The organism is Pseudomonas sp. SCPG-7 (assembly GCF_002156405.1).
GTDB lineage: Bacteria > Pseudomonadota > Gammaproteobacteria > Pseudomonadales > Pseudomonadaceae > Aquipseudomonas > Aquipseudomonas parakoreensis.
Genome location: NZ_MVOO01000004.1, coordinates 72376 through 96854, shown reverse-complemented (window position 1 = coordinate 96854; position 24479 = coordinate 72376). Strand labels below are relative to the sequence as shown.

At 61.3% G+C, this 24479-nt stretch carries 24 protein-coding genes; 15 read left to right on the top strand and 9 right to left on the bottom strand.

The window, feature by feature from the left end; translation table 11 throughout:
- Positions 1–79: 79 nt before the first annotated feature.
- Entirely contained in the window at positions 80–2491 is a 2412-nt protein-coding gene (locus B1722_RS09805) for a penicillin acylase family protein (RefSeq protein WP_086792324.1), read from the bottom strand.
- Positions 2492–2593: 102 nt separating this feature from the next.
- Complete coding sequence (locus B1722_RS09800; RefSeq protein WP_086792322.1) at positions 2594–3172, bottom strand: DUF6436 domain-containing protein; 579 nt, start codon at positions 3170–3172, stop codon at positions 2594–2596.
- A gap of 99 nt (positions 3173–3271) precedes the next feature.
- On the opposite strand from B1722_RS09800, the gene B1722_RS09795 reads away from it, so the two are divergent.
- Positions 3272–4219, top strand: coding sequence for an alpha/beta hydrolase (locus tag B1722_RS09795; RefSeq protein ID WP_041072137.1), 948 nt, complete (start codon positions 3272–3274; stop codon positions 4217–4219).
- A gap of 129 nt (positions 4220–4348) precedes the next feature.
- Here the strand turns inward: B1722_RS09795 and B1722_RS09790 are convergent, their stop codons facing one another.
- Complete coding sequence (locus B1722_RS09790) at positions 4349–5101, bottom strand: DUF2059 domain-containing protein (protein WP_086792320.1); 753 nt, start codon at positions 5099–5101, stop codon at positions 4349–4351.
- Between the two features lie 108 nt (positions 5102–5209).
- Here B1722_RS09790 and B1722_RS09785 point away from each other — a divergent pair, with 108 nt between their 5' ends.
- Positions 5210–5842: a 2OG-Fe(II) oxygenase gene (locus tag B1722_RS09785; protein ID WP_041072141.1), complete on the top strand. Its 633-nt coding sequence runs from the start codon at positions 5210–5212 to the stop codon at positions 5840–5842.
- A gap of 1 nt (position 5843) precedes the next feature.
- The gene (locus B1722_RS09780; protein WP_086792318.1) at positions 5844–6329 is read left to right on the top strand and encodes a DUF523 domain-containing protein; all 486 of its coding nucleotides are present in this window, start codon (positions 5844–5846) and stop codon (positions 6327–6329) included.
- Positions 6330–6430: 101 nt separating this feature from the next.
- On the opposite strand, the gene B1722_RS09775 is transcribed toward B1722_RS09780, so the two are convergent.
- Complete coding sequence (locus B1722_RS09775) at positions 6431–6994, bottom strand: transporter substrate-binding domain-containing protein (protein ID WP_041072145.1); 564 nt, start codon at positions 6992–6994, stop codon at positions 6431–6433.
- Positions 6995–7129: 135 nt separating this feature from the next.
- Here B1722_RS09775 and B1722_RS09770 point away from each other — a divergent pair, with 135 nt between their 5' ends.
- Complete coding sequence (locus B1722_RS09770; protein ID WP_041072147.1) at positions 7130–7555, top strand: DUF4399 domain-containing protein; 426 nt, start codon at positions 7130–7132, stop codon at positions 7553–7555.
- Between the two features lie 62 nt (positions 7556–7617).
- Here the strand turns inward: B1722_RS09770 and serA are convergent, their stop codons facing one another.
- A complete protein-coding gene (gene serA, locus B1722_RS09765) occupies positions 7618–8847 on the bottom strand; it encodes a phosphoglycerate dehydrogenase (RefSeq protein WP_003229219.1) in 1230 nt (409 codons plus the stop codon).
- A 206-nt stretch (positions 8848–9053) separates the two neighbouring features.
- Between serA and B1722_RS09755 the strand changes: the two genes are divergently transcribed.
- From B1722_RS09755 to B1722_RS09740, 4 genes are all read left to right on the top strand, one after another.
- Positions 9054–10448, top strand: a complete 1395-nt coding sequence (locus B1722_RS09755) for an FAD-binding oxidoreductase (protein WP_041072149.1) — start codon at positions 9054–9056, stop codon at positions 10446–10448.
- 39 nt (positions 10449–10487) lie between these two features.
- Positions 10488–11153: a fumarylacetoacetate hydrolase family protein gene (locus tag B1722_RS09750; RefSeq protein ID WP_041072151.1), complete on the top strand. Its 666-nt coding sequence runs from the start codon at positions 10488–10490 to the stop codon at positions 11151–11153.
- 212 nt (positions 11154–11365) lie between these two features.
- Positions 11366–12289: an SdiA-regulated domain-containing protein gene (locus tag B1722_RS09745; protein WP_041072153.1), complete on the top strand. Its 924-nt coding sequence runs from the start codon at positions 11366–11368 to the stop codon at positions 12287–12289.
- 102 nt (positions 12290–12391) lie between these two features.
- A complete protein-coding gene (locus tag B1722_RS09740) occupies positions 12392–13309 on the top strand; it encodes an SdiA-regulated domain-containing protein (protein WP_041072155.1) in 918 nt (305 codons plus the stop codon).
- A 144-nt stretch (positions 13310–13453) separates the two neighbouring features.
- Here B1722_RS09740 and rpiA read toward each other — a convergent pair whose 3' ends face one another.
- Positions 13454–14128, bottom strand: coding sequence for a ribose-5-phosphate isomerase RpiA (gene rpiA, locus B1722_RS09735; protein WP_041072157.1), 675 nt, complete (start codon positions 14126–14128; stop codon positions 13454–13456).
- A gap of 302 nt (positions 14129–14430) precedes the next feature.
- Between rpiA and ilvA the strand changes: the two genes are divergently transcribed.
- Entirely contained in the window at positions 14431–15945 is a 1515-nt protein-coding gene (ilvA, locus tag B1722_RS09730) for a threonine ammonia-lyase, biosynthetic (RefSeq protein ID WP_041072159.1), read from the top strand.
- A gap of 39 nt (positions 15946–15984) precedes the next feature.
- Entirely contained in the window at positions 15985–16410 is a 426-nt protein-coding gene (locus B1722_RS09725) for a DUF2269 domain-containing protein (protein WP_086792316.1), read from the top strand.
- Between the two features lie 119 nt (positions 16411–16529).
- Here B1722_RS09725 and B1722_RS09720 read toward each other — a convergent pair whose 3' ends face one another.
- Positions 16530–17186 (bottom strand): HAD family phosphatase, encoded by a 657-nt coding sequence (locus tag B1722_RS09720; protein ID WP_041072163.1) that lies wholly within the window; start codon positions 17184–17186, stop codon positions 16530–16532.
- Between the two features lie 143 nt (positions 17187–17329).
- Here B1722_RS09720 and B1722_RS09715 point away from each other — a divergent pair, with 143 nt between their 5' ends.
- Together B1722_RS09715 and ptsP are read left to right on the top strand one after the other, a co-directional pair.
- Entirely contained in the window at positions 17330–17809 is a 480-nt protein-coding gene (locus B1722_RS09715) for an RNA pyrophosphohydrolase (RefSeq protein ID WP_003229203.1), read from the top strand.
- A gap of 22 nt (positions 17810–17831) precedes the next feature.
- On the top strand, positions 17832–20111 hold the full coding sequence (ptsP, locus tag B1722_RS09710) for a phosphoenolpyruvate--protein phosphotransferase (RefSeq protein WP_041072165.1): 2280 nt from the start codon (positions 17832–17834) through the stop codon (positions 20109–20111).
- Between the two features lie 159 nt (positions 20112–20270).
- Here ptsP and B1722_RS09705 read toward each other — a convergent pair whose 3' ends face one another.
- Complete coding sequence (locus B1722_RS09705; protein WP_041072167.1) at positions 20271–21017, bottom strand: NRDE family protein; 747 nt, start codon at positions 21015–21017, stop codon at positions 20271–20273.
- A gap of 130 nt (positions 21018–21147) precedes the next feature.
- On the opposite strand from B1722_RS09705, the gene B1722_RS09700 reads away from it, so the two are divergent.
- From B1722_RS09700 to B1722_RS09690, 3 genes are all read left to right on the top strand, one after another.
- A complete protein-coding gene (locus tag B1722_RS09700; protein ID WP_041072170.1) occupies positions 21148–21930 on the top strand; it encodes a sulfite exporter TauE/SafE family protein in 783 nt (260 codons plus the stop codon).
- A 93-nt stretch (positions 21931–22023) separates the two neighbouring features.
- Positions 22024–22839: a prolipoprotein diacylglyceryl transferase gene (lgt, locus tag B1722_RS09695; RefSeq protein ID WP_086792314.1), complete on the top strand. Its 816-nt coding sequence runs from the start codon at positions 22024–22026 to the stop codon at positions 22837–22839.
- A gap of 50 nt (positions 22840–22889) precedes the next feature.
- Positions 22890–23861: a thymidylate synthase gene (locus B1722_RS09690; RefSeq protein WP_041072174.1), complete on the top strand. Its 972-nt coding sequence runs from the start codon at positions 22890–22892 to the stop codon at positions 23859–23861.
- A gap of 122 nt (positions 23862–23983) precedes the next feature.
- On the opposite strand, the gene cadR is transcribed toward B1722_RS09690, so the two are convergent.
- Positions 23984–24433 (bottom strand): Cd(II)/Pb(II)-responsive transcriptional regulator, encoded by a 450-nt coding sequence (gene cadR / locus B1722_RS09685; RefSeq protein ID WP_007964189.1) that lies wholly within the window; start codon positions 24431–24433, stop codon positions 23984–23986.
- Positions 24434–24479 lie beyond the last annotated feature (46 nt).

Genomic DNA, 24479 nt, shown 5'->3' with positions numbered 1-24479 from the left:
TGTTCACATAATCTGTCTTCACTGAAAATCCTGTGGGAGCTGGCTTGCCAGCGATGGGGCCAGACCAGCCAGCACAAATCTATTGCGCAGCCCGCGCCGGCAACAGCTTCAACGTACTGCGGGTATTGGCCGTCACCTCTTCCTCGCTGAAGTGCGCCTGCACGTACATTCCCTCGACGTACTCTTCGGCCTGATCGTCATAGTGGCTGTCGAACGGCACACCGCTCTGGCCGACCGGGTTGATGGTCAGGCTGTGTGCCGGGTCGGCGAAGTCCACCAGCCGCCGCGTCGAAGGCCCGTAAGTCACTGGCCATGGCGCCGGGCCAAGCTTGGCCGAGAGGTTGTTCGGCACTTCGTGGCTGCCCGGCGCAGCGAACGGCCCGACATTGACGATCCGGTCCAGCGGCTTCTGCTGACCCAACGGATGGCCATGGGTCAGGGTGTGCGCCGTGCCCCATTGCCAGCCCGACGGATTGTCGCCGAGGGTCTGTTTTAGGTGTGCGATGCTCGCCTGCCACGCCGCTTTGACGATGTCGGCGCGAGTCTCCTTGTTCGGCGTGGTGCGGTTGTCCCACCACGGTGAATCGGCGTTCGCCGCCAGGCGCGGCAGGGCGGCGTCGATCACCCGGGTCGAGAGCAGTGTTTCGAAGAAGTCGTTGCCCAACTCATCGCGCATCGCCGCATCGGCGAGGTCGTAGAGGAACTGGTTGAACACGGTGGCGCTCACCGAATCCAGCGGATAGTCGCCCGGCCACTGCGCCAGTTGCTCGACCAGTTTCAGTTGCGCCGGATCACTCACGACCTCACGTAGCACTGGCAGCAGCGGCGCCAGAGTGCGCGGGCCATAACCGGTGGTGGTGCCCAGTTGCAGCTGCTGGTTGGCCTCGTTGCTCCATTTCACGTTCTTGTCACTGAGCTGGCGATTGAGCTGCTGGCCGCGATCAGCGAGGTTGTAGTAACCGGGAATCTCCATCCCGGTCGGCGATAGCGGCTGAAAGTTGGCCGAGACGATGTAGCCGCGCGCCGGATTTTCTTCCTGCGGGTTGGCGCTGAACGGGTAGTAACCATCCTTGTCCGCCTGATTGCCGCTGCCGTCGAGAATGAACTCCGGTCTGACCCCGGCCGGGCGTTTGGGCAACAGCGCCGAAGCCCACCAGGCGATGTCACCCTTGGCGTTGGCGTAAACGATGTTCAGCCCCGGCGCCTGCACCTTCGCCGCCGCAGCGCGGGCCTTGGCCAGGGTGTCGGCGCGGTTGAGCTGGTAGAAGCCTTCGAGAATCGGGTTCGGTGTTTCGAGAAACGCCCACCACATGGCGATCGGTGTCTTGCCGGCGGCAGTGCCGAGGGCGTCGTTGACGATCGGGCCATGGGGCGACTGGCGCAGGGTCAGCGTCACCGGCGCCTGGCCCTTCACCGCGATCTGCTGCTCGGAGCTGAGCAGATCGGTCCACTGGCCGTGGTACCAGACTTGATTCGGGTTGTCCGGGTTGACCTTCTCGGCGATCAGATCCAGATCGTCGTTCTGGAACATGGTCAGGCTCCAGCCGAAATCCAGGTTGTGCCCCAGGAACGCGAACGGCACCAGCGCCTGATGATGGCCGTAAAGCTCAAACCCCGGCGCCGACAGTTGTGCTTCGTACCACACCGAAGGCACCGAGAAACGAATGTGCGGGTCGCCGGCCAGCAGCGGTTTGCCGCTCTGGCTGCGACTGCCGGCAATCACCCAGGCATTGCTGCCTTCGAATTGCGGCAGGCCGTTTTCAATCAGCGCCTGCTCGCTGAGGCGGGCGAGGGCGTTGAGGTCTTGCCAGTCGCTGGCGGCGAGGGCCGGCGTCTTGTTGGCGTGACCTTTGGCAAGCACGCCTTTGGGCTGCCAGTCGAGGTCGAAGACGTTGAGGTAATCGGTGCCGAGTTGATCGCGCACGTAAGTCAGCAGCGGCTCGGTGCGAAACGCGGCGGCAAAGCTGTAGGCCATGTAACCGGCGACGCTGATGCTGTCTTCGGCGGTGAACGGCCGCTTGGGGATGCCCAGCACGTCGAACTCGATCGGCGCGGCGTGGCTGTCCTGATACTGGTTGATGCCGTCCAGATAGGCTTGCAGGGCCTTCCACGCCGGTGACTGCTTATCGAGACTGGCGACATAACGGGCGGCGCGTTCGCGGATGCGCAGGCTGCGGAACAGTTTGTCGGTGTCGAGCAGCTTCGGCCCTAGCACTTCGGCCAGTTCGCCACGCGCGAGGCGGCGCATGGCTTCCATCTGGAACAGGCGATCTTGAGCGTGCACGTAGCCGAGGGCGCGATACAGATCGATTTCGTTCTCGGCACGAATATGCGGTACCCCGCGTTCGTCGTAACGCACGGTCACCGAACCCTGCAGGTTGCGCAGCTCCACCTGGCCCTGACGCGTCGGTTGCTTGCTGTAGAGGTAGGCGCCGACGCTGGCGAGCAGGACAACGATGAGCAAGGCAAGAACGGTGAAGACGCGTTTCATGGTGACTCCTTGTGCATGCGGGATTGCCGCCCGTCGGGCTGCAAACAATTAGCACAGACCTTCCGTGCCGTGCATCGCTGTCCTCGAAAAGTCCGGAATGCCTTACTGCACCACCACCGGCCAAGGGCAGTAACACCCGACCGCCAGGGTGTGGGTGGCGTTGACCGGTCGATCATCCATCAGCGCGTTGAGGATCGGTTCAATAAAGCTGTTGCTGGAGTTGCAGGTCAGGCCTTCACTGTAGGGGCCGAAATACGCCAGTTTGCCGCTGCGGTCCCAGATCGCCACGGCGGGGCTGGCCGGTACCTGCTCGGAACCGGGCAACACCGTGATGGTTTTCAGATTGCCGAGGGTGGCGGGCAACTGGCCGTGGCTGCCGACGCGCTGCACGGCGAAGAATTCCACGCCGCGCGGGCCGAACTGTTCGACCATTTCCGTCAGGTGCTGTTGATTGCCGACGTTGCATGGGCAGGCCGGATCCCAGAAGTGCACGAGGCGGATTTTGCCGGGACCGGCCAGTTCATCTGGCAGACGCAGCGAATCACCGGAAAACACCGCGGTGTGCTGACTGAACGCACGCAGATAACGCCCCTGAAACCAGTCGTACGCCGCCCACAGTACCCCGGCACACACAAGCGCGAGCAGGCTGGCAAACAGTGCGGTGCGGTAGGGCGAGCGCATGGTTTTTCGATCCTCGAAGGGGGGCTAGCTTGCCATGCTTGCCGCAACAGATGAATATCGCAGGCCGATAAAGTCTGTTTACCGCTTTGGAATACCCGCATGCCTGACACTTTCGATGCCGATCATTTACGCGCCAGCCTCAAGCCTTTGGCCCAGTGGCAGCCGTTGTCGGACGAAGCGAAGGCGTATCAGCGGTTTTATAAAACCGACTTCCCGGAGCGTGATGTCTGGCGCGGCATGGGCCGGTTCGAAGTGGACGGGTATGAGCTGGTCAGCCATTGCTGGTGGCCGGAGAAGGTCAAGGGCACGCTGTTTCTGCTGCACGGTTTTTACGATCACACCGGGCTGTATCGGCATGTCATCGAGTGGGCACTGGATCAGGATTTTGCTGTTATTGCCTGCGACTTGCCGGGGCATGGTTTGTCGAGTGGGCCGCGGGCGAGCATCCGTGATTTCTCTGAATATCAGGACGCCTTGCAGGCGTTGTTCGCCGAAGCCGGTTCGATTGCCCTGCCGCAACCCTGGCACCTGTGCGGGCAAAGCACCGGCGGCGCGATCGTCGTCGACCATGTACTCAATCATGGCGAGGGCAGCCCGGCGCAAGGCCATTTGATTCTGTTGGCGCCGCTGGTACGTCCGCGCGCCTGGGGCTGGTCGCAGCTCAGTTATTACCTGCTCAGACCTTTCGTGCGAGGCATCGCCCGGCGCTTCAGCGAGAACTCCAACGACCCGGATTTCCTGCCGTTTCTGCAGGCCGATCCGTTGCAGCCAAAGCGCTTGCCGACCGCGTGGGTCGGTGCGCTGTCGCGCTGGATCATCCGCGTCGAGCACGCGAAAAAAAGTCCGCGACGGCCGCTGATCATTCAGGGGCAGGCGGACATGACCGTGGACTGGCAGCACAACTTGCAGGTGCTGAAGTGGAAATTCGACCGGCCGCAGATTCTGTTGCTGCCGCAAGCGCGGCATCATCTGGCGAACGAGACGCTGGAGATGCGCGAGGAGTATTTCGAGTTTCTGAACAAGCGGATCAGGGGACGGAATCTCTAGGGGAGTTGCTGGCCTCATCGCTGGCAAGCCAGCTCCCACAGGTTTTCCGGCGCTCACAAACTCTGTATTAGATGAAAATCCTTGTGGGAGCTGGCTTGCCAGCGATGGCGGTCTGAAAGGTGATAAAGCTTACTGGCCAAGGTTCGAAGAGCTTTGCCCCACCGCCAACCCCGCCCGGATCGCCGCCAGCGCCGCCTGGTAATACGCCTTGCCCTCGGCAGACTCGGCAAAGGTCGCGAACTGCTCCAGTTCGTCGTCCGACAGATCGCGATAAACGTAGAGCAGCGTGTTGTTCAAATCGGCACCGATCTGCTCCATCAGGCGCTGGCGCTGGCCGTTCAGCATGCCTTGCGCCTGACCGCCGCCGAGCAGGCCGGGGATCATCGAACTCAGGCTGTCCGCCGCCACGCCGGCAATCGCCAGACTGACTTCGGCGCCGGCCTCGCGCGCCGGCAAGGCTTGCGCCAGATGGCCGATGACCAGCAGACGGCTGTCGCTGACCTGCATCTTCGGCAAGCCTTTGGCGTTCTTCGCCAGCTGATCGCGACGGGTGGCGAGCAATTCAGCGGCGACGATTTTCTTGCCCAGCGGCGATTGAAAAAAGGTCAGCGCCGGTTGTGGATCGGCAAGGTGCTGGCGCAGCTGCGCTTCGGCACGCTGATCCATGGCCTGGGGGGCGAAGCGCTGGTTGCTGTTATTGACCAGGGCCTGGAACACCGCCGGTGGCAGGTTGTTCTGGTAGCGCTGCTGCGCGGCGCTCAGGGCATCGTTGAAATGCGCACGTTGATCTGGCCAGCCGGCGATCTTGTACAGCTGATCGTGGCCGTCCGCCCAGGCGGGCAAAACGCAGAACATCAACAGTGAAAAAAGCAAACGGCGCATAGGGACTCCTGTCAGCAGCGGACTATTCTCCGTGCGGTGCCGGTACTTGTCGAGAATTCGTATCAAGCCGCCGCGTGGCTCTGTCGGATTTCCTGCCGCCGGCATACTATGCGCGCCATGCAAATATCCTCTGAACACCCGCTGCTGTTACGCATCGTCGACGACCTGGCCGAGCATGGCTGGTCGCAGCAGAACATTTTCCTGCCCGCGGGTTTGACCCGTGAGCTGGCGGCCGAGTGCCGCAAACGTGAGGCCGAGGGCGAACTGGCGCCGGCAGCGGTAGGCCGTGGGCCGTTTTCGGAGATTCGCGAGGGCATTCGTGGCGACCACATCCAGTGGATCGACCCGGGCCAGGCCGAGGCCAGCGACCGTTATCTGAATCTGATGGAGAGTCTGCGCGAGGCGCTCAATCGCGGGTTGTTCCTCGGGCTTGAAGATTTCGAGTGCCACTTCGCCCTGTATCCGCCGGGCGCGTTCTACCGCAAGCACGTCGACCGTTTTCGCGACGATGACCGGCGCATGGTCTCGGCGGTGGTCTATCTCAATGACGCCTGGCTGCCGGAAGACGGCGGTCAGTTGCGCATGTACCTGAGCGAAGACCGGGTGCATGACGTGCAACCCACCGGCGGCTGTCTGGTGGTGTTTCTCTCCGGCGAAGTACCGCATGAAGTGTTGCCGGCGCAGCGCGAACGCCTGTCGCTGACCGGCTGGTTTCGTCGCCGTGGCAACGAGCCGTTCTGAGATGCAGAAGATTCTGGTCAGCCGTTGCCTGTTGGGCCACCGCGTGCGTTACGACGGCGGGACCAGCGGGCCGTTCGACGTGCTCGAACAGTGGATCGCCGAAGGCCGTGTAGTGCCGCTGTGTCCGGAAGTGGCCGGTGGTTTGCCGACCCCGCGTGCCGCGGCGGAAATCCCCGGCGGGCAGGGCACCGACGTGCTCGATGGCAAGGCAGCGGTGATCACCACCGAAGGCGAGAACGTCAGCGCGCAGTTTCTCGACGGCGCGCGGCAGGCGCTGGCACTGGTGCAAAAGCATGGCATCCGCGTCGCGGTGCTCAAGGCCAACAGCCCTTCCTGCGGGAATCTGCTGACTTATGACGGGACGTTCAGTGGGGTGAAGGTCTCGGGAGAAGGCGTGACGGCTGCGCTGCTCAAACGCCATGGGGTTCAAGTCTTCAGTGAACTCGAACTTTCTCAAGCCTCCATGGCCCTGGCCCACCTCGACTAAAAGCCCACCAAAGACCGTCTGCAGGAGCTGTCGAGTGAAACGAGGCTGCGATCTTTTGATCTACAAGATCAAGATCAAGAGCTCGCAGCCTGCGGCAGCTCCTATGGTTCGGTGAACCACTTCGCGGACAGCGCCGCCAACCGCCCATCGGCCTTGATCCGCTGCAACGCACCTTCCAGGCTGGCGTGAAATGCCGGATTACCCTTCTGAAACGGAATCGCCAGCTCCACCGGGGTCGCTTTCGGCTTCTCTTCGGTCAGCGCCTGCACCAGCACCATTGGCCGTGGCTGCTCATCTTTCTTCGCCCATAGCTGCGAGTCGACCTTGCCGTAAGGCTCGCTGAAGTCGAAACGATCCTTGAGTTCAGGTGTCAGTGCTATGTGGTTGAGCGCGACGTCGTACTTGCCGCTTTCAACGCCCTGGAGCAGGTCGGCTTCGTCGGTGACGATGAAGTCGGCGCGTACATCCAGCTCGTTGGCCAGCAGTTGCCCAAGCTCGACCTCGAACCCCGTGAGTGTGTCGCCATCCTTGAAATTGAAGGGCGGTGTATTAGCCTCAAGGGCAATGCGCAACTCGCCACGGTCGTTGACGTCATCAATCAGTTCGGCGTGAGCCAAGGGGCTCAGAAGGGGTAGCAGGCAGATCAGGCCAGGCAGAAGGCGCATGGTCACTCCTTTGAAATCATTATTGCGATGCTCTGAGTCAGGCTCGCTTTGCTATGGTTGTCGAGTGCCTTCGACAACGAATGGTCATGAAGTTGTCATGACCGCGCGGATTTTACGGAAAAACTGGAGAAGAGAATGAAAACGTTTATGTCACGAGCAGCCTTGGCTGGCCTGTTGATGGGTGTTTCAGTGCTGGCCAGTGCAGCGACCCCGGCGCCTAAAGGTGCCGAAGTGTTCATCGTTTCTCCCGAAGACGGGGCCACGGTTTCTCAGGAGTTCAAGGTCAAGTTCGGGGTCAAGGACGTTGCGCTGGCACCGGCCGGTGACGTTACCAAGAACACCGGTCACCATCACCTGCTGATCGACGTCGACCAAATGCCGGCGGCGGGCGCACCGATTCCGAATGACGCCAATCACATGCACTTCGGCAAGGCGCAGACCGAGGCCACGATCAAACTGGCCCCGGGCAAGCACACCTTGCAGCTGGAGCTGGGCGACAGCGGCCACATGCCGTTCGATCCGCCAATCGTGTCGAAGAAAATCACCGTCAACGTCAAATAAGTTTCCGGTGGTGCATGAAAAAGGGAGCCCGAAGGCTCCCTTTTTCATTGCTCGGCGTTCGATCAGAACAGTACGCGGCTACGGATGGTGCCGTTGACGTGTTGCAGCTTCTCTTGCGCCAGCTCCGAGTACTCGGCGTCGACGTCGATCACCACGTAACCGACTTTCTCGTTGGTCTGCAGGAACTGACCGGAGATGTTGATGCCGTTTTCGGCGAAGACCTTGTTGATCTCGCTCATTACACCCGGAATGTTCTCGTGGATGTGCAGCAGACGGTGCTTGCCAGGGTGAGCCGGCAGGGCCACTTCCGGGAAGTTCACCGACGACACCGAAGTACCGTTGTCGCTGTACTTGACCAGTTTCTCCGCCACTTCCAGACCGATGTTGGCCTGGGCTTCGGCAGTCGAGCCACCGATGTGCGGGGTCAGGATCACGTTGTCCAGGCCACGCAGCGGGCTTTCGAACTCTTCGTCGTTGGAGCGTGGCTCTACCGGGAACACGTCGATGGCCGCGCCGATCAGGTGCTTGTCCTTGATCGCGTCCGCCAGGGCGTCCAGCTCGACCACGGTGCCGCGCGCGGCGTTGATCAGGATGCCGCCCTTCTTGATGGCGCGGATTTCCTTCTCGCCGATCATCCACTGGGTCGCAGCGGTTTCCGGAACGTGCAGGGTGACGATGTCGGACATGCCCAGCAGCTCGTGCAGGTTGCCGACTTGAGTGGCGTTGCCCAGCGGCAGCTTGGTCACGGTGTCGTAGAAGAACACCTGCATCCCTAAGCCTTCCGCCAGAACCGACAGCTGCGTACCGATCGAGCCGTAGCCGACGATGCCGAGTTTCTTGCCACGGATCTCGAAGGAGTTGGCTGCGGACTTGATCCAGCCGCCACGGTGGCAGGAAGCGTTTTTCTCAGGGATGCCGCGCAGCAGCAGGATCGCTTCGGCCAGCACCAGTTCCGCGACGGAGCGGGTGTTGGAGTACGGCGCGTTGAACACGGCGATACCGCGCTCGCGGGCAGCACTCAGGTCAACCTGGTTGGTGCCGATGCAGAAACAGCCGACCGCGACCAGCTTCTTCGCGTGATCGAAGATCTCTTCGGTCAGTTGGGTGCGCGAACGAATGCCGATGAAGTGAGCATCAGCGATCTTTTCCTTGAGCTCGGCTTCCGGCAAGGAGCCTGTCAGGTATTCGATGCTGGTGTAGCCCGCCGCCTTGAGGACGTCGACAGCCGATTGGTGGACGCCTTCGAGAAGAAGGAACTTGATCTTGCTCTTATCGAGAGAAGTCTTGCTCATCTGCGTAAACCTGTATCCCGGAGAAAAATGGCAGGGAGGGGAGCAGCCTGGAGCTGACCCGCACGGCAAGAAAGCCGTCACCGCAGAACTGGCCTTGGGCACTGGCCTGCGGGGTCGGTATGCTAGCATAGCCACCCCGCGAAACACTCATTCCTGCGACGTGAAGCGTCTTCAGGATGACCATGAATTGTTCGAGAGTTCTGTCGATGACCAATCCTGCCCTGATTGATGAACTGAAGACCCTGGTCGAGCCTGGCAAGGTCCTGACCGACGCCGACTCCCTGAATGCGTACGGCAAGGATTGGACCAAGCACTTTGCTCCCGCGCCAAGCGCCATCGTGTTTCCCAAGACCATCGAGCAGGTGCAGGCCGTCGTCCGCTGGGCCAATACCCACAAAGTGGCGCTGGTGCCATCCGGCGGGCGCACCGGGCTGTCCGCCGCCGCCGTCGCCGCCAATGGCGAAGTGGTGGTGTCGTTCGACTACATGAACCAGATTCTCGACGTGAACCTCACCGATCGCACCGCCGTGTGCCAGCCCGGCGTGGTCACCGAACACCTGCAAAACGTCGCCGAAGAAAACGGCCTGTACTACCCGGTGGACTTCGCGTCGGCCGGTTCCAGTCAGATTGGCGGCAACATCGGCACCAATGCCGGCGGGATCAAGGTGATTCGCTACGGCATGACCCGTAACTGGGTCGCCGGCCTGAAAGTGGTCACCGGCAAGGGCGATGTGCTGGAGCTGAACAAAGACCTGATCAAGAACGCCACCGGTTACGACCTGCGCCAGTTATTCATTGGTGCCGAGGGCACTTTGGGTTTTGTGGTCGAAGCGACCATGCGTCTGGATCGCGCGCCGAAAAACCTTACGGCGATGGTCCTCGGCACCGCTGATTTCGACTCGATCATGCCGGTGCTGCACGCCTTTCAGGGCAAGCTTGACCTGACCGCATTCGAATTCTTCTCCGACAAGGCCCTGGCCAAAGTGCTGGGCCGTGGCGACGTACCGGCGCCGTTCGACACCGAGTGCCCGTTCTATGCGTTGCTGGAATTCGAGGCCACCAGCGAAGAAGTGGCCAACACCGCGCTGGAAACCTTCGAGCACTGCGTCGAGCAGGGCTGGGTGCTGGACGGCGTGATGAGCCAGAGCGAAACCCAGCTGCAGAACCTGTGGAAGCTGCGCGAGTACATTTCCGAAACCATCTCGCACTGGACACCGTACAAGAACGACATCTCGGTCACTGTGTCGAAAGTGCCGGCATTCCTGCAGGAAATCGACGCGATCGTCGGTGAACATTACCCGGATTTCGAAATTGTCTGGTTCGGCCATATCGGTGACGGCAACCTGCACCTGAACATCCTCAAGCCGGATACCCTGAGCAAGGACGAGTTCTTCGCCAAGTGTGCGACCGTCAACAAGTGGGTGTTCGAAACCGTCGAGAAATACAACGGTTCGATCTCCGCCGAACATGGCGTGGGCATGACCAAGCGCGACTACTTGACGTACAGCCGTTCGCCGGTCGAAATCGAGTACATGAAGGCGGTCAAAGCGGTGTTCGACCCGAACGGCATCATGAACCCGGGCAAGATCTTCGCGGTTTGATTGGCAATCCCCTGAATCAATGAAGGCAGGAGTCGGTAAATGAGCTATCAGCACCAGTACGTCGACGGCACGCGCATTCACTTCCCGATCGGGAAAGTGGTGTGCATTGGCCGTAATTACGCCGAGCACGCCAAGGAACTGGACAATCCGGTGCCTACCGAACCGTTGCTGTTCATCAAGCCGGGCAGTTGCGTGGTGCCGCTGGAAGGTGGGTTCAGCATTCCGACCGAGCGCGGTTCGGTGCACTACGAAGCGGAAATCGCCGTGTTGATCGGCAAGCCGCTGTCGACCAAACCGAGCCGCGAAGAAGTACTGGATGCGATCTCCGGTTTCGCCCCGGCGCTGGATCTAACCCTGCGCGACAAGCAGGCCGAGCTCAAGTCCAAGGGCCTGCCATGGGAAATCGCCAAGTCGTTCGACGGCGCGGCGGTGATCGCGCCGTTCGTGGTCGGCAGCACGTTCCCAGACCTGACCGACATCGGCATTCGCCTGACCATCAACGGTGAAGTGCGTCAGGACGGCAACAGCAGCGCGATGCTCAACCCGATCGTGCCGATGATCCAGCACATGGCCGGCTGCTTTTCGCTGCAGGCCGGCGACGTGATCCTCACCGGCACGCCAGTGGGCGTCGGCCCGCTGAACGTCGGCGACGACATCGTGCTGGAACTGGTTGGCGCGAGCCGCTTCAGCAGCAGCGTGCGCTAAGGGCAAAAGATCGCAGCCTTCGGCAGCTCCTACACCTGTCTCTGTAGAGCTGCCGCAGGCTGCGATCTTTTGATCCGGCTTTATAAGGCAGGGGCAATCCCGTCATTTGCCGTTTTTTTCACATTCTGTCCGGATAATTCCTCTCATTCTGGCGTCTGAGCCGGCCTCTTTGTGCTATTACCCATAGCCTGAATTTTCGGAACGCGTCCCTGATGTCAGCTCAAACACAGCTCAATCCTCCTCGTCGCTCACGTTTTGCCCTGCGCTGGTATGTCTGGCTGTTGCTGGTGCTTGCCGCCGCGTATGGCCTGGCGTTTGCCATGCATTGGGACGACCGTGGCCTGCTCTGGTTGCGCGAGCGTTTCGAAAGCCAGGCCGAGCAAAAAGCGAGCATCTGGTTGCCGGACTATCGTGTGGTCATCGACGGCAAACTGCTGCCGGGCATGGAAAAGGACGAGGCCTCTGACCTGTCCTACAACCCGCAGACCAAAACCCTGTTTTCAGTGATGGGCAAGAACCCGTTTTTGGTCGAACTGACCCTGCAGGGTGATGTGCTACGCAAGATGCCGCTGGTGGGCTGGAGCAATCCGGAAGGTGTGACCGTGTTGGAAAACGGCCTGATGGCGATCGTCGATGAGCGCGAGCATCTGCTGACCATCGTCAAGGTCGATGCCAGCACCCGCGAGCTGAATATCGCCGATTTCCCGAAATACGACCTCGGTCCGTCGAAAAACCAGAACAAGGCATTTGAGGCAATCACCTGGGATCCGCGCAACCAGCAGTTGCTGCTGGGCGAAGAGCGGCCGCCAGCGCTGTTCACCTGGAAAAGCGACGGCAGCCAGATCCTCAAGGGCGACAAGCAGAAGCTGGCCAATGATGAACTGGATATCCGCAACCTCTCGGCACTGGCCATCGACCCGCGTACCGGCCACACCCTGGTGCTGTCCGCCGACTCGCACCTGCTGCTGGAGCTGGACGAGAAGGGCGAGCAGGTCAGCTTCATGACCCTGCTGGGCGGCTTCAACGGTTTGAAGAGCACCATTCCCCGCGCCGAAGGCGTGACCATGGACGACGCGGGTACGCTGTACATGGTCAGTGAGCCGAACCTGTTCTATCGCTTCGAAAAGCAGAAGTAAGCCCATCGCGGTCGGCTTGTGGTCGCAGGCAAGTGGCCATTAAGCTTCAGTTCAGACAGGCGTGATATTTCATCCGCCTGTTTTGATCCCGAGCCTGCCTGAATGCGTCGACTTGCCCGTCCCAAGCCCCTGTTTGCCATCCTGTCAGTGATTGCCCTGATCGCGTTGATCGCGATCGGCCAATACCTGCGCCTGTTCGAGCGCGCCTGGTTCAACCTGCACAGTGTGTGGCAACCGTTAAGCAGCCAGGCCATCGGTCTGGATCAGTACCGGGTCGAGGTGGAGGCCAGGGTCATCGACGGGTTGAACGACGATGTGTCGGCGTTGACCTACGATCCGCTGCGCAAAAGCCTGTTCACCGTGACCAATAAGCACGCCGAATTGGTCGAGTTGTCGCTCGACGGCAAGATCCTGCGGCGCATCGCACTGATCGGCTTTGGCGATGCCGAAGCGGTGGAGTTCATCAGTGCCGACACCTATGTGATCACCGACGAGCGAGAGCAACGGCTGATCAAGGTGCATCTTGAGCAGGACACGACCTTCCTCGATGCGGCGGATGCCGAACAGATGACACTTGGCGTGCACATGAGCGGCAACAAGGGCTTCGAGGGCCTGGCGTATGACTCGGTGGGCAAACGCCTGTTCGTGGCCAAGGAGCGCGACCCGATGCTGATTTATGAAGTGCACGGATTTCCGCACTTCAATCCGGAAAAATCCTACGCGGTGCACGTGATCAATAATCCCAAGCGCGATGCGGGGATGTTCGTGCGCGATCTGTCGAGCCTGCAATACGACGAGCGCAGCGGCCATTTGTTGGCGCTGTCCGACGAGTCGGGGCTGATTCTTGAACTGGATGTTGATGGACGTCCGCTGAGCACCTTGTCGCTGAACAAGGGCCGGCAGGGTTTGCACAAGAGCGTGCCGCAAGCCGAAGGCATGGCGATGGATGATGACGGAACGTTGTATCTGGTGAGTGAGCCGAACCTGTTTTACGTCTTCAGGAAACCTGCACAGCCTTGACTAACACCACAAAACACTGTGGGAGCTGGCTTGCCAGCGATGGCGGCCTGTCAGTCAACATTGTTGTTGAATCTGACGGCCTCATCGCTGGCAAGCCAGCTCCCACAGGTTTACTCGCCTGCCCATAACTGGTGGGCGGCTGACTTACTCAGCCTTCAGGGTTTTTACACCTTCGCTGGTGCCCAGCAACAGCAGATCCGCCGGGCGCGCCGCGAACAGGCCGTTGGTGACCACGCCGACGATCGCGTTGATCTGCGCTTCCAGCTCCACCGGGTTGGTGATCTGCAGGTTATGCACGTCGAGGATGATGTTGCCGTTGTCGGTCAGCACGCCTTCGCGGTACACCGGGTCGCCGCCCAGTTTCACCAGTTGGCGGGCGACGTGGCTGCGGGCCATCGGGATCACTTCCACCGGTAGCGGGAATTCGCCCAGCACTGGCACCAGTTTGCTGGCGTCGGCGATGCAGATGAAGGTCTTGGCCACGGCCGCGACGATCTTCTCGCGGGTCAGGGCGGCGCCGCCGCCCTTGATCAGGTTCAGGTGCGCGTCGCTCTCGTCGGCGCCGTCGACGTAGAACTCCAGGTCGCTGACAGTGTTCAGCTCATACACCGGAATGCCGTGGCCCTTGAGGCGTGCGGCAGTGGCTTCGGAACTGGCGACCGCGCCATCGAACGCGCCCTTGTGCTGGGCCAGCGCATCGATGAAGCAGTTGGCGGTGGAGCCGGTGCCGACCCCGACGATGCTCTTGTCATCGAGTTTCGGGAGGATGAAGTCGACGGCGGCCTGAGCCACTGCCTGTTTGAGTTGATCCTGGGTCATGCGGGCTCCGGAAGCGGGCAAGGTGAGTTCGGAAAGGCCGGCATTATAGGCCTCGCGACAAGGCAGGGGGAAACACTCCTGTGGCGAGGGAGCTTGCTCCCGCTGGAGCGCGAAGCGGTCCTTTTGCATTCTTTCAGAAAAATCGTATGTTCTGATTTACGACTGCTGCGCAGCCGAGCGGGAGCAAGCTCCCTCGCCACAATAGGTCTCCACACCCTAAAACCCCCTGTTCAGTGTGGTCGCACGGGCAAAAGCCGGGTTAGACTCCTTGGCCCTGCCCAACCGCTCAGTGATGCTTTCCGATGCTCGAACAGTACGTCAAAAAGATCCTCACCTCGCGCGTTTATGACGTTGCCGTAGAAACCCCGCTGCAGAACGCTCGCCAGCTCTCCGAGCGGCTGGGCAATGACATTTGGCTCAAGCGTGAAGACTTGCAGCCGGTGTTCTCGTTCAAGATTCGCGGCGCCTACAACAAGTTGACCCAGCTGACTGACGAAGAACGTGCCCGTGGCGTGGTCACCGCGTCGGCGGGCAACCATGCGCAGGGTCTGGCGCTGGCGGCGAAAGTGCTGGGCGTGAAAGCGACCATCGTCATGCCCAAGACTACTCCGGAGATCAAGGTCGAAGGCGTGCGCTCGCGCGGCGGCAAAGTCGTGCTGCACGGCGATTCGTTCCCGGAAGCGCTGGCCTACTCGCTGAAACTGGTCGATGAAAAGGGCTACGTCTACATCCACCCGTACGACGATCCGCACACCATTGCCGGGCAGGGCACCGTGGCGATGGAAATTCTGCGCCAGCACCCGCAACCGCTGGACGCGATCTTCGTGCCGGTCGGCGGCGGCGGTCTGATTGCCGGTATCGCGGCGTACGTGAAATACCTGCGTCCGGACATCAAGGTCATCGGCGTCGAGCCGGACGACTCCAACTGCCTGCAAGCGGCCATGGCCGCCGGTGAGCGCGTGGTACTGCCGACCGTGGGCATCTTCGCCGACGGCGTGGCGGTGGCACAGATCGGCCAGCACACCTTCGACATCTGCAAAGACTACGTCGACGAAGTAATAACTGTCAGCACCGACGAGATCTGCGCGGCAATCAAGGATATCTACGACGATACCCGCTCGATCACCGAACCTGCCGGCGCCTTGGGCGTGGCCGGGATCAAGAAGTACGTCGAACTGCGCGGCGTCAGTGGCCAGACCTTCGTCGCCATCGACTCCGGAGCCAACGTCAATTTCGACCGCCTGCGCCACGTCGCCGAGCGCGCCGAGCTGGGCGAGGGTCGCGAGGCGATCATCGCCGTGACCATTCCTGAGAAGGCCGGCAGTTTCAAAGCCTTCTGCGAAGCGATTGGCAAGCGCCAGATCACCGAATTCAACTATCGCTACAACACCGGCAGCGAAGCACACATCTTCGTCGGCGTGCAGACGCACCCGGAAAACGACCCGCGCAGCGCGCTGCTGGCGAGCCTGACCGAGCAGGGTTTCCCGGTACTCGACCTGACCGACAACGAACTGGCCAAGTTGCACATTCGTCACATGGTGGGCGGCCATGCGGCGCACGTGATCGACGAAGTGGTGTTCCGCTTCGAATTCCCGGAACGTCCGGGCGCGCTGTTCAACTTCCTCAACAAGCTCGGCGGGCGCTGGAACATTTCGATGTTCCACTACCGCAACCACGGCGCAGCTGACGGCCGGGTGGTCGCGGGCCTGCAAGTACCGCATGACGAGCGCCATCTGGTGCCGGCGGCGCTTGAGGAAATCGGTTATCCGTACTGGGATGAAAGCGAAAACCCGGCCTATCAGTTGTTTCTTGGCTGAGCGGCTACGCTGATGGGCAGGCCCTGAGGAAATCGAACAATGGAAACGTTAACTGCCCTGAAAGCCGCGCACATGGTCGCCACTGTAGTGTTGCTGGCCGGTGCGCTGGGGTTGGGAGTCTGGGTTTTTCTGGCAAAACGCAAAGGTGATGCAACGGCGGGCAGCCGCACCTTGCAACGGCCACGGGTGTTCATCTGGCTGTTGATGGGCCTGGCGTTGTTGAGCATGCCGTTCACCGGCTGGGGCATGGTGCATCTGGTCGGCTGGCCGCTGGGGCAGACCTGGCTGCTGGCCTCCAGCGTGCTGTATACCGTGGTGGCGCTGGCGTGGTTCTGGTTGCTGGTGCGGTTGAATCGCTTGCGCAAGGCGCCTGGCGGGGTTGGCAGGTTCACTTTTGCCTTGGCGTTGTTCAGTGTTGTCTGCTTTATCGCGATTGCCGGGTTGATGGGCGCCAAGCCTGTTTAAGGCTTGAGACCGCGTTGCTTCAATCGCTGGCAAGCCAGCTCCCACAGGATCTGTAGCGAACACAAATGGTGTGACCACCTGAAAAACCTGTGGGAGCTGGCTTGCCAGCGATAGCTATATCAGCCGCGCAGACTAATGACTGGCCATCCGCGCTTCTCGGCCTCGGCCCGCAGATTCGGGTCCGGGTCAACGGCCACCGGGTTCGCCACCTGCTCCAGCAGCGGCAGGTCATTCATCGAGTCGCTGTAGAAATAGCTGTCATCCAGCGAATGCCCGGTTTCCTCCAGCCAGCGATTCAGGCGCGTCACCTTGCCTTCGCGGAAGCACGGAATGTCGGTGCTGCGCCCGGTGTAGCGGCCATCGACCATCTCGCACTCGGTGGCGATCAGGGTTTCAACGCCCAGGCGCACGGCAATCGGCGCGGTGACGAAGCGGTTGGTGGCGGTGATGATCACCAGTTTGTCACCGGCGTCACGGTGCTGTTTCAGCAACTCCAGCGCCTTGGGCAGCATGATCGGCTCAATGCAGTCGCGCATGTAATCGTTATGCCACTGCTCAAGCACGGCCATTTCGGTGCGACCGAGGATTTCCAGGCAGAAGTTCAGGTACGCGGCGTTATCCAGCTGGCCGGCCAGGTAATCCTGGTAGAACTCGTCGTTACGCTGCTTGTACGCCACCGGATCGAGGAAGCCGCGCTCGCACAGATAGTCGCCCCAAGCGTGATCGCTGTCGCCGCCCAGAAGGGTGTTGTCCAAATCGAATAGAGCCAGGCGCATTGCAGTTACCCGCTGAAAAGTCAGTAAAAAGGCGACAAGAATACGGTCTTTTCACAAGAGTGCACATAAGGTAGGAACCTTCGTTGCCGCCTTATCAAGCTTTGTGGAACAATGCGGCGACATGCGTTTGCGAGGTTGTTGCCGTGATCGACCCCGATGGTTTCCGCCCCAATGTCGGGATCATTCTGACGAATGACGCCGGCCAGGTGCTATGGGCTCGCCGTATCAATCAAGATGCCTGGCAGTTTCCGCAAGGGGGAATCAACCCCGAGGAGACGCCGGAAGACGCCTTGTACCGCGAGCTGAACGAAGAAGTTGGCCTGGAACGTGAAGATGTTGAAATACTGGCCTGTACCCGGGGCTGGTTGCGCTATCGTTTGCCGCAACGTCTGGTGCGTACCCACAGCCAACCGCTGTGCATCGGCCAGAAACAGAAATGGTTTCTCCTGCGCCTGATCTCCAACGAGCAGCGGGTGCGGATGGATTTGACCGGTAAACCGGAGTTCGATGGCTGGCGCTGGGTCAGTTATTGGTATCCGTTGGGCCAGGTGGTGACATTCAAGCGCGAGGTGTATCGACGCGCCCTCAAAGAGCTTGCCCCGCGCCTTTTAGCGCGCGACTGACGACGGAGTTCGACCCCGAGCCATGCTCAATACGCTGCGCAAGATCGTCCAGGAAGTTAACTCCGCCAAGGATCTCAAGGCGGCGTTGGGGATTATTGTGTTGCGCGTCAAAGAGGCCATGGGCAGCCAGGTCTGCTCGGTCTACCTGCTTGATCCCGAGACCAACCGCTTCGTCCTGATGGCCACCGAGGGCTTGAACAAGCGCTCGATCGGCAAGGTCAGCATGGCACCCAACGAAGGTCTGGTGGGTCTGGTCGGCACGCGTGAAGAACCCCTGAACCTCGAAAACGCCGCGGATCACCCGCGCTACCGCTACTTCGCCGAGACCGGCGAGGAGCGCTACGCCTCCTTCCTCGGGGCGCCGATCATTCACCACCGCCGCGTCGTCGGCGTGTTGGTCATCCAGCAGAAAGAACGCCGCCAGTTCGATGAAGGTGAAGAAGCCTTCCTCGTGACCATGAGCGCGCAGCTCGCCGGCGTGATCGCCCACGCCGAGGCCACCGGTTCGATCCGTGGCCTGGGCCGTCAGGGCAAGGGTATTCAGGAAGCCAAGTTCGTCGGCGTACCGGGTTCGCCGGGTGCTGCCGTCGGTACTGCGGTGGTGATGCTGCCGCCAGCGGATCTGGACGTGGTGCCGGACAAGCACATCACCGACATCGACGCCGAACTGGCGCTGTTCAAGACCGCCATCGAAGGCGTGCGCGCCGACATGCGCGCCTTGTCCGCCAAACTGGCGACCCAGTTGCGTCCGGAAGAGCGCGCGCTGTTCGACGTCTACCTGATGATGCTCGACGATGCCTCGCTGGGCAGCGAAATCACCACCGTGATCAAGACCGGCCAGTGGGCCCAGGGCGCGCTGCGCCAGGTGGTCACTGAGCACGTCAACCGTTTCGAACTGATGGACGACGCCTACCTGCGCGAGCGTGCGTCGGACGTCAAAGACCTCGGCCGGCGCCTGCTGGCTTACCTGCAGGAAGAGCGTCAGCAGAACCTGGTCTACCCGGAAAAAACCATTCTGGTCAGCGAAGAACTGACGCCGGCGATGCTCGGCGAGGTGCCGGAAGGCACGCTGGTCGGTCTGGTGTCGGTCCTCGGTTCGGGCAACTCCCACGTCGCGATCCTGGCCCGGGCCATGGGCATTCCGACGGTGATGGGCCTGGTCGATCTGCCGTACGCCAAGGTCGACGGTATCGAAGTGATCGTCGATGGCACCCGCGGCGAGGTCTACACCAACCCTGGCGACGTGCTGCGCAAGCAGTTCGCCGAGGTGGTCGAAGAAGAGAAACAACTGGCGCTGGGCCTCGATACCCTGCGTGACCTGCCGTGCGTGACCCTCGACGGGCACCGCATGCCGTTGTGGGTCAACACCGGTCTGCTGGCCGATGTGGCGCGGGCGCAGAAGCGCGGCGCCGAGGGTGTCGGCCTGTACCGCACCGAAGTGCCGTTCATGATCAACCAGCGCTTCCCGAGCGAGAAGGAACAACTGGCGATCTATCGCGAGCAGCTCGCCGCGTTTCATCCGCAACCGGTGACCATGCGCAGTCTGGACATCGGCGGTGACAAATCGCTGTCGTACTTCCCGATCAAGGAAGACAACCCGTTCCTCGGCTGGCGCGGGATTCGCGTGACCCTCGACCACCCGGAAATCTTCCTGGTGCAGACCCGTGCGATGCTCAAGGCCAGCGAAGGCCTCAACAACCTGCGGATCCTGCTGCCGATGATCTCCGGCACCCACGAACTCGAAGAAGCCCTGCACCTGATCCACCGGGCCTGGGGCGAAGTGCGCGACGAAGGCACCGACGTGCCGATGCCGCCGATCGGGGTGATGATCGAGATTCCGGCGGCGGTGTATCAGACCAGGGAACTGGCGCGCCAGGTGGACTTCCTGTCGGTCGGCTCCAACGACCTGACTCAGTACCTGCTGGCGGTTGACCGCAACAACCCGCGAGTAGCCGATCTCTACGACTACCTGCACCCGGCGGTGCTGCAAGCCCTGCAGACTGTGGTGCGCGACGCGCATGCCGAAGGCAAGCCGGTGAGCATCTGCGGCGAAATGGCCGGTGATCCGGCAGCGGCGGTGCTGTTGATGGCGATGGGCTTCGACAGCCTGTCGATGAACGCCACCAACCTGCCGAAAGTGAAGTGGATGCTGCGTCAAATCAACCTGAGCAAGGCCAAGGACCTGCTGGCCGAGCTGATGACCATCGACAATCCGCAGGTTATCCACAGCTCGCTGCAACTGGCGCTGAAGAATCTCGGCTTGTCGAAGATGAATCCGCCGGCGGTCAACAAGGCCCTTTAAAAGGCTGATGGCCCTGTGGCGAGGGAGCTTGCTCCCGCTGGAGTGCGGAGCGCTCCCAATTCGGTCAATGAGATTCTTCTGAGAGATCGCATTGGCTGGGTTGCGGCTGCTTCGCACCCGAGCGGGAGCAAGCTCCCTCGCCACAATGGTTGCTCACTTTCAGGTATTGATCTCCACCTCCCCCAAATGCCCGCCATACGGCCCGAAACTGCGCTCGATCATCCGCCGCGTGCCGTCCGCCTGCACAATCAACGCCGTACTCGCCCGCGTCCCGTAACTCTGGCTGGCAATGAACACGCTCGACAGCAGTGATTCGGTCGCCAGCCCGACTCCGGTGTCCGGCAGTTCGGCAAACGGTGCGGTTTGCGCATCGCCCAGCAACTCCAGCAACCGCGCAGGTTGTGGATCGTCCAGCACCGCGCTCAGGGCAGCCTTGGCCTTGAGCAGTTTCGGCCACGGCGTATCCAGCCCGGCATTCGACAGCCCGTAAACCCCGGGTTGGAGCATCACCGGCTCGGACGTTCGCGCATTGAAGTGCCACAGCTCGTGGGCATTGCCCAGCAGCAGGTTGAACCCGGCGTACTCCGGCGAGCGCGCGACCACATCGCTTAAATAATCATCAATCGACGCATCGCCCGCGAGAAACCGCGCCACCAGCTCGCCCCTCGATTTACGCGCCGGAGGCTGGTGTGGATCGCGGATATTGGTCAGCGCGGCAAAGCGCCCGCTGGCGCCGATCCCCAGCCAGGTGCCGCCCGCCTCAAGATCGCGCCCGGCATGTACGTGCGGCGCGTCGGTCCATGGCGCCAGCGGCAGGCTCGGGCGGGCGTAGAACTCGTCACGGTTGGCCGCGACGATCAGCGGCTGGGCATGGCCCGGACGCCAGGCGAAAACGATCAGGCACATAAGGTGGTCCTTGTGTGTTTTTTGCTCACTCTACGCAGTCGGCGTCCGTGCATCCATCGCAAGTGGAGCCGGAGGGCATGCATCCGTTACCATGCCGCTCCGGTTTTGGGGATGCGTCTGGGAGACGGTCATGGAATTTCTGCTCTATCTGGCGTTGGGCGCCTGTGCGGGCGTGCTGGCCGGGCTGTTCGGGGTGGGCGGCGGGATCATTATTGTCCCGGTGCTGGTGTTCAGTTTTACCTTGCAGGGATTCGATCAGTCGATCCTCACGCATCTGGCGGTAGGGACATCGCTGGCGACCATCATCTTCACTTCGGTCAATGCCGTGCGTGAACACCATCGACGTGGTGCGGTGCGCTGGCCGATCTTCATGTGGATGACCGTGGGCATTCTGCTCGGCGCCGGTTTTGGGGCGCTGACCGCCGAGGCGATTTCCGGGCCGAACCTGCAGAAGATCATCGGCGTGTTCGCCTTGGTGATTGCCGTGCAACTGGCGCTGGAGGTCAAACCCAAGGCCAGTCGAACGGTGCCGGGCAAATTCGGTCTGACCGTGGCCGGCAGTGTGATTGGCTGGGCCTCGGCGATTTTCGGAATCGGCGGCGGTTCGCTGACCGTGCCGTTCCTGACCTGGCGCAGCGTGCCGATGCAGCAAGCCGTAGCGACGTCCTCGGCTTGTGGCCTGCCGATTGCGCTGGCCAGTGCCTTAAGTTTCATGATTCTGGGCTGGCATGATCCGTTGTTGCCGCCGCATAGTCTCGGTTTTGTTTATTTGCCGGCGCTGCTGGGCATTGCCCTGACCAGCATGGTGTTCGCCCGTCTCGGCGCGCGTCTGGCGCACAAGTTGTCGCCGCGCTTGCTGAAACGGCTGTTCGCCGCTTTGCTGTTCTGCGTGGGTCTGAATTTCCTGCTCTGAGCCTCTGGTTCAGAACAGGCCGCAATCCTGGCTTAATCCTGAGGTGGCAGCGTCGCCCGGGAATTTTGGTTTCAACTCTAACGAGGAGTCGCAATGCTGCCTTACCCGCAGATCGACCCGGTGGCCCTGGCCATCGGTCCGCTGAAAATCCACTGGTACGGCCTGATGTACCTCGTCGGCATCGGCGGCGCATGGCTGCTGGCGTCGAGCCGGCTCAACCGTTTCGACCCGACCTGGACCAAGGAGAAGCTCTCCGATCTGGTGTTCTGGCTGTCGATGGGGGTGATTGTCGGTGGACGTCTGGGTTACGTGCTGTTCTATGACCTGAGTGCCTACATCGCCAACCCGACGCTGATTTTCGAAGTGTGGAAGGGGGGCATGTCGTTCCACGGCGGCTTCATCGGGGTGATGCTCGCCGCGCTGTGGTTCGGCAAGCGTAACGGCAAGACCTTCTTCCAGCTGATGGACTTCGTTGCGCCGATGGTGCCGATCGGTCTGGGCGCCGGGCGTATCGGCAACTTCATCAACGCCGAGCTGTGGGGCAAGCCGACCGACGTGCCGTGGGCGATGATCTTCCCGCCGTTCAGCGATCCGGCGCAGCTGCCGCGTCACCCCTCGCAGTTGTATCAGTTCGCGCTCGAAGGCGTCGCGCTGTTCCTGATCCTGTGGCTGTTCTCGCGTAAACCGCGTCCGACCATGGCGGTATCGGGCATGTTTGCGCTGTTCTACGGCATCTTCCGTTTCATCGTCGAGTTCGTCCGCGTACCGGACGCGCAACTGGGCTACCTGGCCTGGAACTGGCTGACCATGGGTCAGGTGCTGTGCGTACCGATGATCGTCGGCGGGCTGTTCCTGATCTGGCTGGCCTATCGTCGTACGCCGGCAGCGCCGCTCGCGCCGACCGCTTAAACTACGAACCCCGGCGCGCGACGCCGGGGCTCAAAGGACACAGGTAACTCATGAAGCAATATCTCGAACTGGTCTCGCACGTTATCCAGAACGGCACCAAACAGGCCAACCGCACCGGCATCAACACCATCAGTTTCCCGGGTGCGATGCTGCGTTTCGATCTGCAGGAAGGTTTCCCGGCGATCACCACCCGCAAGATGGCTTTCAAATCGGCCATCGGCGAGATGTGCGGTTTTCTGCGTGGCGTGAACAATGCCGCTGAATTCCGAGCGCTGGGCTGCAAGGTCTGGGACCAGAACGCCAACGAAAACGCGCAGTGGCTGGCCAACCCGTTCCGTCAGGGCGAAGACGACCTCGGCGAAATCTACGGCGTGCAGTGGCGCAAGTGGCCGGCGTACAAGCAGATCCCGCTGAGCAACACCGCCGCCATCGAACAAACCCTGAACAACGGCTACAAGCAGATCGCCCAAGGCGAAGAGGATGGTCAGGCCTACGTGGTGCTGTACAAAGCCATCGATCAGGTGCGCCAGTGCGTCGACACGATCATCAACGATCCAGGCAGCCGCCGCATCCTGTTCCACGGCTGGAACTGCGCCCAGCTCGATGAAATGGCCCTGCCGCCGTGCCATCTGCTGTACCAGTTCCACCCGAACGTCGAGACCAGAGAGATCTCCCTGACCCTGTACATCCGCTCCAATGACCTGGGTCTGGGCACGCCGTTCAACCTCACCGAAGGCGCTGCGCTGCTGAGCCTGATCGGGCGCCTGACCGGTTACACGCCGCGCTGGTTCACCTATTTCATCGGTGATGCGCACGTCTACGAGAACCATCTGGACATGCTCAACGAACAGCTCAAGCGCGAGCCGTTCGCCATGCCGAAACTGAAAATCTCCGACCGCGTACCGGAGTTTGCCAAAACCGGTGTGTACCAGCCGGAGTGGCTGGAGTTGGTGGAGCCGAGCGACTTCTCGCTGGAAGGTTATGAGCACCATGCGCCGATGACCGCGCCGATGGCGGTCTGACAGACTGCCATTAAACCTGTGGGAGCTGGCTTGCCAGCGATGACGGCAGCACATTCAACATTGATGTGTCTGTAAAACCGCTATCGCTGGCAAGCCAGCTCCCACAATATTTTGTGGTGTTGTCAGTGGCCGTGACTGCGGCCTACGTGGGAATGTTCGACTTCGGTTGCGACGACGCCACCACTCACCTCCAGCCGCTGCAAAATCCCGCACTGATCCGCCCCCGGCCCTTCGCCACAGCGTTGGCGCAGGTCGAGCAGTTGTGTCTGCAACGCCAGCAAGCCATCAATCCGCGCTTTCACATGCTGGATGTGCTCGTCGATCAGCGTATTGACGCTTGCACACTGATCCTGCGGGCTGTCACGCATGGCCAGCAGGCTGCGGATTTCTTCGAGGGTCATGTCGAGGGTGCGACAGTTGCGGATGAACGTCAGGCGTTCGGCGTGGGCCTGGGTGTAGACGCGGTAGTTGCCATCGCTGCGCGCCGGTTCCGGCAGCAGGTTTTCGCGCTCGTAATAGCGGATGGTTTCCACGGCGCAGTCGGTGAGTTTCGCCAGTTCTCCGATCTTCATGACGGCCATCTCCAAATGGGTGCTTGACCCTATAGTGGCTACAGGG